This is a genomic window from Streptomyces niveiscabiei, from assembly GCF_001419795.1.
Lineage (GTDB): Bacteria > Actinomycetota > Actinomycetes > Streptomycetales > Streptomycetaceae > Streptomyces > Streptomyces niveiscabiei.
The window spans coordinates 1-8385 of record NZ_LIRL01000168.1 but is presented as its reverse complement, the minus strand read 5'-3'; the positions used below and the strand labels follow the sequence as shown (position 1 = coordinate 8385).

The 8385-nt window shown below is 69.4% G+C and carries 10 protein-coding genes; 2 read left to right on the top strand and 8 right to left on the bottom strand.

Annotated features, from left to right (window positions below; all coding sequences use genetic code 11):
* Positions 1-21 precede the first annotated feature (21 nt).
* From AOK24_RS09265 to AOK24_RS09255, 3 genes are all read right to left on the bottom strand, one after another.
* Positions 22-570, bottom strand: a complete 549-nt coding sequence (locus AOK24_RS09265; protein WP_055719571.1) for a winged helix-turn-helix domain-containing protein — start codon at positions 568-570, stop codon at positions 22-24.
* A gap of 319 nt (positions 571-889) precedes the next feature.
* The gene (glnII, locus tag AOK24_RS09260; RefSeq protein WP_055719570.1) at positions 890-1921 is read right to left on the bottom strand and encodes a glutamine synthetase; all 1032 of its coding nucleotides are present in this window, start codon (positions 1919-1921) and stop codon (positions 890-892) included.
* A gap of 182 nt (positions 1922-2103) precedes the next feature.
* The gene (locus tag AOK24_RS09255) at positions 2104-2343 is read right to left on the bottom strand and encodes a hypothetical protein (protein WP_055719569.1); all 240 of its coding nucleotides are present in this window, start codon (positions 2341-2343) and stop codon (positions 2104-2106) included.
* 60 nt (positions 2344-2403) lie between these two features.
* On the opposite strand from AOK24_RS09255, the gene AOK24_RS09250 reads away from it, so the two are divergent.
* On the top strand, positions 2404-4017 hold the full coding sequence (locus AOK24_RS09250) for a phosphotransferase (RefSeq protein ID WP_055719568.1): 1614 nt from the start codon (positions 2404-2406) through the stop codon (positions 4015-4017).
* 38 nt (positions 4018-4055) lie between these two features.
* Here AOK24_RS09250 and AOK24_RS09245 read toward each other — a convergent pair whose 3' ends face one another.
* Complete coding sequence (locus tag AOK24_RS09245) at positions 4056-4319, bottom strand: hypothetical protein (RefSeq protein WP_193555032.1); 264 nt, start codon at positions 4317-4319, stop codon at positions 4056-4058.
* Between the two features lie 162 nt (positions 4320-4481).
* On the opposite strand from AOK24_RS09245, the gene AOK24_RS09240 reads away from it, so the two are divergent.
* Positions 4482-4874 carry an arsenate reductase family protein gene (locus AOK24_RS09240; protein ID WP_055719567.1) on the top strand — a complete coding sequence of 131 codons (393 nt, stop codon included), beginning with the start codon at positions 4482-4484 and terminating at the stop codon, positions 4872-4874.
* Here AOK24_RS09240 and pspAB read toward each other — a convergent pair.
* From pspAB to glnA, 4 genes are all read right to left on the bottom strand, one after another.
* Positions 4834-5415 carry a PspA-associated protein PspAB gene (gene pspAB, locus AOK24_RS09235; protein ID WP_055719566.1) on the bottom strand — a complete coding sequence of 194 codons (582 nt, stop codon included), beginning with the start codon at positions 5413-5415 and terminating at the stop codon, positions 4834-4836. The two genes, AOK24_RS09240 and pspAB, sit on opposite strands and share 41 nt — an antisense overlap.
* Positions 5415-6332, bottom strand: a complete 918-nt coding sequence (gene htpX / locus AOK24_RS09230) for a zinc metalloprotease HtpX (RefSeq protein ID WP_055719565.1) — start codon at positions 6330-6332, stop codon at positions 5415-5417. Before htpX ends, pspAB begins: the two co-directional genes overlap by 1 nt.
* Before the next feature lie 119 nt (positions 6333-6451).
* Positions 6452-6736 (bottom strand): SCO2583/SCO2584 N-terminal domain-containing protein, encoded by a 285-nt coding sequence (locus AOK24_RS09225; RefSeq protein WP_055719564.1) that lies wholly within the window; start codon positions 6734-6736, stop codon positions 6452-6454.
* A gap of 70 nt (positions 6737-6806) precedes the next feature.
* Positions 6807-8216 (bottom strand): type I glutamate--ammonia ligase, encoded by a 1410-nt coding sequence (gene glnA, locus AOK24_RS09220; RefSeq protein ID WP_055719563.1) that lies wholly within the window; start codon positions 8214-8216, stop codon positions 6807-6809.
* Between the last annotated feature and the right edge of the window lie 169 nt (positions 8217-8385).

The following is an 8385-nucleotide window of genomic DNA, read 5'->3' as shown; positions in this document are numbered from 1 at the left end:
CGCCACCCCCTTAGGCGCCCCTCAACGCCCAACCGGCGGAGCGTACTTGTACCCCACCCTCCGAACCGTCTGAATAGCCTGCCGATGCACCCCCAACTTCCGCCGCAGCCGCGCCACATGCACATCGACGGTCCGCCCGTCCCCGACATGCCCGTACCCCCACACCGTGGTGACGAGCTGATCCCGCGTATGCACCCGATGCGGATGAGCCACGAGATGCGCGAGCAACTCGAACTCCAGGTACGTCAGATCGAGTTCGACCCCGTCGACGGAGGCGGTCCGCTGGACGGAGTCGACCCGGACGAGCGCGTCGGCATCGTCCCGCTCGGGCTCCGGCACAGCCACCGGCAGGAACGGCGGCTGCTGATCCGCGGGGACGAGAACCAGGTACCCGACCATGGGCGGCTGACCGGGCAGCGAGGGCAGCGTGTGCTGCGGCGCGGGCAGCCAAGTGGCCCCCGGCGGAAGGAAGTCGGAGATCTCCACGACCTCGTCCCGATCGACGGCACGCAGCCGATGCCGGGAAGGGGACGGAGAGGACAGGGAACTCAGAGAACGGGTGTTGGCCATGAGACGTCAGCTCTTTCGCGCGAGAAGTTCGTCAGGAGGACGTACCTGTTCGCGTCGGCCGAAGACCGGGATGTACGGCTTTAGAGGGCCGGCGCGTTCACCGCGCGACAACACACCCGATCGAAGTCGTGATGCTGACGGGAGGGCCAGAACGGCTCAAGGTCATGGCGACCCGTCGCATCGCACTTCTGGAAGCTGGCCATACCCACATTGAAGCAGACCCCGCCCACTTGAAGGACCCTCCTCTCACGGATTGGACGCCCCCGGGACGAGAAAGGGCGCCCCTCGACAGGGGCGCCCTTCAGGAATCGCAGCGCGATCAGACCTGCCCGGCCTTCTCCAGCGCGGAGCAGCACGTGTCCACGAGGAGGCGGGTCACCACGTACGGGTCGACGTTCGCGTTGGGACGGCGGTCCTCGATGTAGCCCTTGCCGTCCTTCTCGACCTGCCACGGGATGCGGACGGAGGCGCCGCGGTCGGAGACGCCGTAGGAGTACTCGTTCCACGGGGCCGTCTCGTGCAGGCCCGTGAGGCGGTCGTCGATGCCCGCGCCGTAGTTCTTGACGTGGTCCAGCGGCTTGGAGCCCTCGCCGAGGGACTCGGCGGCGGTGATGATCGCCGCGTACGTCTCGCGCATCGCCTTCGTGGAGAAGTTCGTGTGCGCGCCCGCGCCGTTCCAGTCGCCCTTCACCGGCTTCGGGTCGAGCGTCGCGGAGACGCCGAAGTCCTCGGCCGTACGGTAGAGCAGCCACCGCGCGATCCACAGCTGGTCGGCGACGACGCTCGGGGAGAGCGGGCCGACCTGGAACTCCCACTGGCCCGGCATGACTTCGGCGTTGATGCCGGAGATCCCGAGGCCGGCGGCGAGGCAGTTCGCGAGGTGCGCCTCGACGACGTCACGGCCGAAGATCTCGTCCGCGCCGACACCGCAGTAGTAGCCGCCCTGGGGGGCCGGGAAGCCGCCCTTGGGGAAGCCGAGGGGGTAGCCGTCCTTGAAGAACGTGTACTCCTGCTCGATCCCGAAGATCGGCTCCTGCGCGGCGAACCGCGTCTCGACCTCGACGAGCGCGGCACGCGTGTTGGACGAGTGCGGCGTCATGTCGATGTCGAGGACCTCGCACAGGACGAGGATGTCGTCGCCGCCGCGGATCGGGTCCGGACAGGTGAAGACCGGCTTCAGCACACGGTCCGACGCGTGACCCTCGGCCTGGTTCGTGGACGACCCGTCGAAGCCCCAGATCGGCAGCGACTCGAGCCCGCCGAACGCGTCCGTGACGATCTTCGTCTTGGAACGCAGCTTGGCCGTCGGCTCGGTGCCGTCGATCCAGATGTACTCAGCCTTGAAGGTCACGGGGCCACATCCTTCGGGGGTATGTCTTGGCGCACTTGCGGGTGCAGCGGCGCTACGGCACTGGGGCGCCACGTCGAATACCGGCACCCTGTCAACAGGCGGTTTCCCGCCCATTGCCCGAGTGTGAACCCCGTGTTACCTGGGTGTTCTGTGACAGGATTCACGGCACCCGCGGGCCACCGCTAGATCCACCGCCGCGCCCGCTCCCGCCGGTACCTCCGCTCCCACCGCGCCTGCCGGTCCCGCCGGGCCCGGTACGCCTGGTACGTCGTCGGCCGGGCCGTACCCGCGCCGCCCTCCTCCTCGGACTTCGACGGCCGGCTCAGGAACAGGTACAACGCCCCCGCGACCAGCCACCACAGATGATTCCCGAACCCGAGCACGACCAGTACGGCGATCGCGCCCAGCGCGATGATTCCCATGACGGATCTCCTCCTTCTCCTCTCCGTGTTCCCCCACCGCGCGCATGTATCAATGGACCCATGCCAGAGCTGACTTCCTTCGGGTACGACCACGGCGGCGAGGTCCTCAGCGGGGTGTACGGCGGCCCGGCCGGCGCACCGGCCGCCGCCGTCCTCCTGCACGGCGCGGGACGCGGCAGCAAGGCCCGACTCCTCCCGCTGGCCGACGAGTTCACCGCGCACGGCGTCCAGGCCCTCGCCCTCGACTTCACCGGCCACGGCGAAAGCACCGGACACCTCGGGGAGTTGAGCCTTGAGCGCCGGTTCGAGCAGGCGGTCGCCGTCATCGGCGCGTACGTCCCCGCCGAACTCCCCCTGATCCTCGCCGGTTTCAGCATGAGCGGACAGACCGTAGCCGACCTCACCGCCCACTACGGCGACCGCGTCACGGCGATAGCCCTGGCCGCCCCCGCCGTATACGCCCCCGAAGCCTGGACCGAGCCCTTCGGCGAGGGCGCCGGCAGGTTCACGGAGATCATCCGGACGCCGGACGCCTGGCGGCGTTCGGCCGCGCTGGACGTCCTGCGGGGGTTCACCGGCCGCGCGCTGCTCCTCGTACCGGAGACGGACGAGGTGATCCCGCCGGAGGTGACGGAGGCGATCGAGGACGCGCTGACGGTTCGGGCCCAGTACACCAGGGTCGAACTGGCCGGCGCGGAGCATCAGTTGGGCCTCTGGTACCGGGATCACGCCGACGCGAGAAAGGAGTTGGTGACCGGCCTCCTCACCGGCCTCACCGACAGGGGCTGGACGGCGACCTGGGAGTGGCTGGCCGAGCGGACCGGCCGGGCCCGGGTCGCCGACAACCCCCTGAAGGGCGGCTGGAGTTCACAGATGCGCCGCGTGACGCTGGACGACACCTCGCACGTCGTCCTCCGCAGCTTCGTGAAGCCCTTCTTCCGCAGACACGCCCCCGGCCTCCTCCAGCGCGAGGCCGACATCCTCACCCTCCTCGCGAAGGAGGACGGCATCCCGGCGGCGGACCTCATCGCCGTGGACCCCGACGCCACCCACTGCGACCACCCCTCCCTCGCGATGACCGCCCTCCCGGGTCAAGTCCGCTTCGACGAGGACGACTTGGAGCACCGTCTCGACCAACTCGCGGCGCTCCTCGCACGCATCCACGCCGTGGACCCCGCCGAACGCCCCCGCGACTACCAGGCATGGACGTCGGCGGACCGCGTCCGGACCCCCCGAGGCGACCTGTGGACCCGCGCGGTGGACCTCATCCGCCGCGAACCCCCCGCGTACGAACCCTGCTTCCTCCACCGCGACTTCCACCCCGGCAACGTCCTCTTCCACGACGGCCGGGTCACCGGGGTCGTCGACTGGGTGGAGACGTCCTGGGGACCGGCCGACCTGGACGTGGCCCACTGCTCGACGGCCCTCGCCCTCCTGCACGGTCCCGAGGCGGGACTCGGCTTCCGGGAACGCTACGAGGCCCACGGCGGACGCCCGTTGGCCCCCGACGCCGACCACCTCTACTGGCGCCTCCTGGACTGCCTCCACTACGCAGGCGACGCGACCAAACTCGCGGGCCCCTGGCGGGAGTCGGGCCGCACCGACCTGACCCCCGAACTGCTGGGGGAGCGGCTGGAGACGTACGTACGCGGCCTGCTGGCGACGTACGCGTGACAGGGCCGGACGCCAACTGGTGGCGTCCGGCGCTCAGTTCACCGCGAGTACCGCATCAGCGCCCGCACCATGTGGCACGTCGTGTCCGACGGCGGGTGGATGCCGATCCGCTCGGCCGTGGAGCGGATCTTCTCGTTGCGGGCCTGGTTCGGGACGAACACCCCCGCGTCGAGGAGGGCGATGGCGAGGCGCATGGCCTTGAGGCGGCGGTTGTGCGAGATGTACCACTCACGCGGACGCCCGGCGGGCAGCGGGTGCTTCTCGACCGGGGCGTACGGCAGATCGAACAGGACAGCGGACACAGGCGAACCTCCCGTTGTCAGGACGCCGCCGGGGATGTGTCGAAACCCCCCGGCGACACCCTCGAACACTGCTTCTATTCTACTCCCCGCCACTGACAAAAGCCCCTGATCAAAGGCCGTTTGAGGGCTCTCCCGGCACCTCACTCACGTACCGTGGGACCCATGGAGATCTGGATCAACCCCGCCTGTTCCAAGTGCCGCAGCGCCCTCACGATCCTCGACGCGGAAGGCGCGGACTACACCGTCCGCCGCTACCTGGAGGACGTCCCGAGCGAGGCCGAGATCGAGGAGGTCCTCGGGCGCCTCGGCCTCGAACCGTGGGACATCGTCCGCACGCAGGAGGCCGCCGCGAAGGACCTGGGCCTGAAGGAGTGGCCGCGCGACGAGGTGTCCCGCGCCCGCTGGATCGCCGCCCTCGCCGCGCACCCGAAGCTGATCCAGCGGCCCATCATCACCGCCGAGGACGGCACGGCGGTGGTGGCGCGGACGGAGGAGGCGGTGCGGGGGACGCTCCTCACAGACCCGGCGCGCCCCACACCGGGAACCACCGGCTGAGGTCCTGCTCGATCCGCAGGTCGTTCGTGAGAGCCGCCTTGACCCGCAACTCCAGTGCGTTGTCCCGGCGTTGGGCGTTCCCCAGCGGGGCGAACGGATAGAACGTGCCCCGCTTGTAGAGGTACACCAGCGCGAGCCCGCGCCCGTCCGCGTCCGTGAACCCCGCGAGGGAGCACAGGAGTTGCGGCCCGAACCCGTTGACCTCCATCGAACTGTTCACCGCGTGCAGGTCGTTGACGAGCGCGGCGAGGTCGTCGGGGGAGCGGCGCGAGACGAGCCAGGAGTAGCCGTACGTGTCGCGCGTCAGCTCGACCGGCGGCCCCGTACGGTCCGTGTCCGCGTCCAGCAGCGCCCGCACCTCCCGGTGGGTCTGGTCGAACGCCGAGCCCTCGACCGTCGCGAAGCACACCGCGCCGACGCCGGTCGGGGTGAGCCCGGCCGCCGCCTCCAGGGTGACCGCCGCCGAGGGCAGCGCGAAGAGCTGGTCCAGGTCGGGTGCGACCGGCTTGGTCCGGCCCAGCAGGATGTCCAGCAGCCCCATCAGTCCGTCTTTCCCAGTGGTTCGCCCAACTCGGCGGAGATCCGGCCCAGTTGCTCCAGCCGCTGGTCCAGGCTCGGGTGCGTCGAGAAGTACCGGGCGAGCCCCGGCTCCGAGCCCAGCGCCGGGGTGAAGTAGAACGCGCTGAACGCCTGCGCCGTCCGCAGGTCCTTCGAGGGGATGCGCGCGATGTCGCCGTCCACCTTCGTGAGCGCCGCCGCGAGCGCCGAGGGACGGCCGGTCAGCAGGGCTGCGGCCCGGTCGGCGGCGAGTTCCCGGTACCGGGACAGCGCGCGGATCAGCAGGAAGCTCAGCGCGTACACGGCCATCGAGACACCCAGCACGGCGGCGAACACGGCGAGGGTGTTCTGGTCCTTGCGGTCCCGCCCGCCGAACATCTGCGAGTACAGCGCGAACCGCACGATCAGCCCCGCCAGCACCCCCAGGAACGAGGCGATCGTGATCACCGCGACGTCCTTGTGCGCCACGTGCGACAGCTCGTGCGCGAGCACGCCCTCCAGCTCGGCCGGCTCCAGCCGCCGCAGCAGCCCCGTCGTCACACACACCACCGCATTGTCCGGGTTGCGCCCCGTCGCGAACGCGTTCGGCATGTCCATCTCGGACACGGCGACGACGGGCTTCGGCATGTCGGCGAGCGCGCACAGCCGGTCCACGACGGCGTGCAGCTCGGGATACTCCTCCCGCTCCACCACCCGCCCCCGCATCGCGAACAGCGCGATCCGGTCCGAGAACCAGAACTGGGCGCCCAGCATCGCGGCCACGACCACCACGACCAGCACCCACGACTTCAGCAGCACGATCAGGGCAGCGACGAACCCCACGTACAGCAGCCCCAGCAGGAACATCGTGACCGTCATCCGCACGGTCAGCTGCCGGTCGCTCCGAAAACGGCTCCGCATCCGCATCACCCCGCAGTCAGGCACTCGCCCCACTGCCCAGTGTGCTCGTGACCGCCCCATGAACAGTCCCTGAACAACCCCCGTCCAGGCAAAAGCTCCGAAGCCGCCCCCTCAGAACCTCAGAACCCCTGATACCCGCTGTACCCCAACGCCAGAATCGCGACGGCGATACTCCCGAACACCAGAGCGACCGACGTCCAGGGCCCCCGCCGCACCACCGGCACCCGCAACCGCCTCCGACGCCCCACCGGCTCCCCCCGGAACGGCACCGCCTCCGGCGGCTCCTCCCGCCACTTCGCCGCCAGCATCCGCGCCCGCGCCGACGGCTCCTTGTGCGCGGCCCCCTCAGCCCACCGAAGATCGAACTCCCGCTCCTCGTCGCCCGGTTCGCCCTTGTCAGCCATACCTCTCACGATACGACGGCGCCCCCGCCCCGGAGAACGGGACGAGGGCGCCGGACGGCTCACGGTTCGATCACACGTCGTAGTACAGCTCGAACTCGTGCGGGTGCGGGCGCAGCTGGAGGGGGGCGATCTCGTTCGTGCGCTTGAAGTCGATCCACGTCTCGATCAGGTCGGACGTGAAGACGTCGCCGGCGAGGAGGAACTCGTGGTCCGACTCAAGGGCGTCGAGGACGGCGTTCAGGGAGGTCGGGACCTGGGCGACGCCCGCGTGCTCCTCGGGGGCCAGCTCGTAGAGGTCCTTGTCGATCGGCTCGGCCGGCTCGATCTTGTTCTTGATGCCGTCGAGGCCCGCGAGCAGCAGGGCGGAGAAGGCGAGGTACGGGTTGCCGGAGGAGTCGGGCGCGCGGAACTCGACGCGCTTGGCCTTCGGGTTGGAGCCCGTGATCGGGATACGCATCGCGGCGGAGCGGTTGCGCTGCGAGTACACCAGGTTGATCGGCGCCTCGAAGCCCGGGACCAGGCGGTGGTAGGAGTTCACCGTCGGGTTGGTGAACGCCAGCAGCGACGGCGCGTGCTTGAGGATGCCGCCGATGTAGTAGCGGGCGGTGTCCGAGAGGCCCGCGTACCCGGCCTCGTCGTAGAACAGCGGGTCGCCGCCCGACCACAGCGACTGGTGGACGTGCATGCCCGAGCCGTTGTCGCCGAAGATCGGCTTCGGCATGAAGGTCGCGGTCTTGCCGTTGCGCCAGGCCACGTTCTTCACGATGTACTTGAAGAGCTGGAGGTCGTCGGCCGCGGCGAGCAGCGTGTTGAACTTGTAGTTGATCTCCGCCTGGCCGGCGGTGCCCACCTCGTGGTGCTGGCGCTCGACCTTGAGGCCGGACTTCTCCAGCTCCAGGGAGATCTCGGCGCGCAGGTCGGCGAAGTGGTCGACCGGCGCGACCGGGAAGTAGCCGCCCTTGTAGCGGACCTTGTAACCCCGGTTGTTCTCGACCGCACCGGTGTTCCAGGCGCCCGCCTCGGAGTCGATGTGGTAGAAGCTCTCGTTCGCGGAGGTCTGGAAGCGCACCGAGTCGAAGACGTAGAACTCGGCCTCGGGACCGAAGTACGCGGTGTCCGCGATACCGGTCGACGCGAGGTACGCCTCGGCCTTCTTCGCCACGTTGCGCGGGTCGCGGGAGTACTGCTCGCCCGTGATCGGGTCGTGGATGAAGAAGTTGAGGTTCAGCGTCTTGTCGCGGCGGAACGGGTCGATCTTCGCCGTGTCGAGGTCCGCGCGCAGCGCCATGTCCGACTCGTGGATCGCCTGGAAGCCACGGATCGACGAGCCGTCGAACGCCAGCTCCTCGTCCGGGTCGAACGCATCGACGGGCACCGTGAAGTGCTGCATGACGCCCGGCAGGTCGCAGAAGCGGACATCGACGAACTTGACCTGCTCGTCCGTGATCAGCTTCTTGATGTCGTCGGCGTTCTGGGACATCCAGCTCCTCCTACTCCCGGCTGTTTCCCGAGCCGGGGTGGTAGTTCGTTCGTGCGGCCAGTGCGGTGGCACACGCTCGTCCCGACCCTAGGGACGGGTGATTTCTCGGGCGTGACCCATTTGTTTCGCCGAAGTTAACCGGACTCCGCCCGCCTCTGCCCACCCGGCC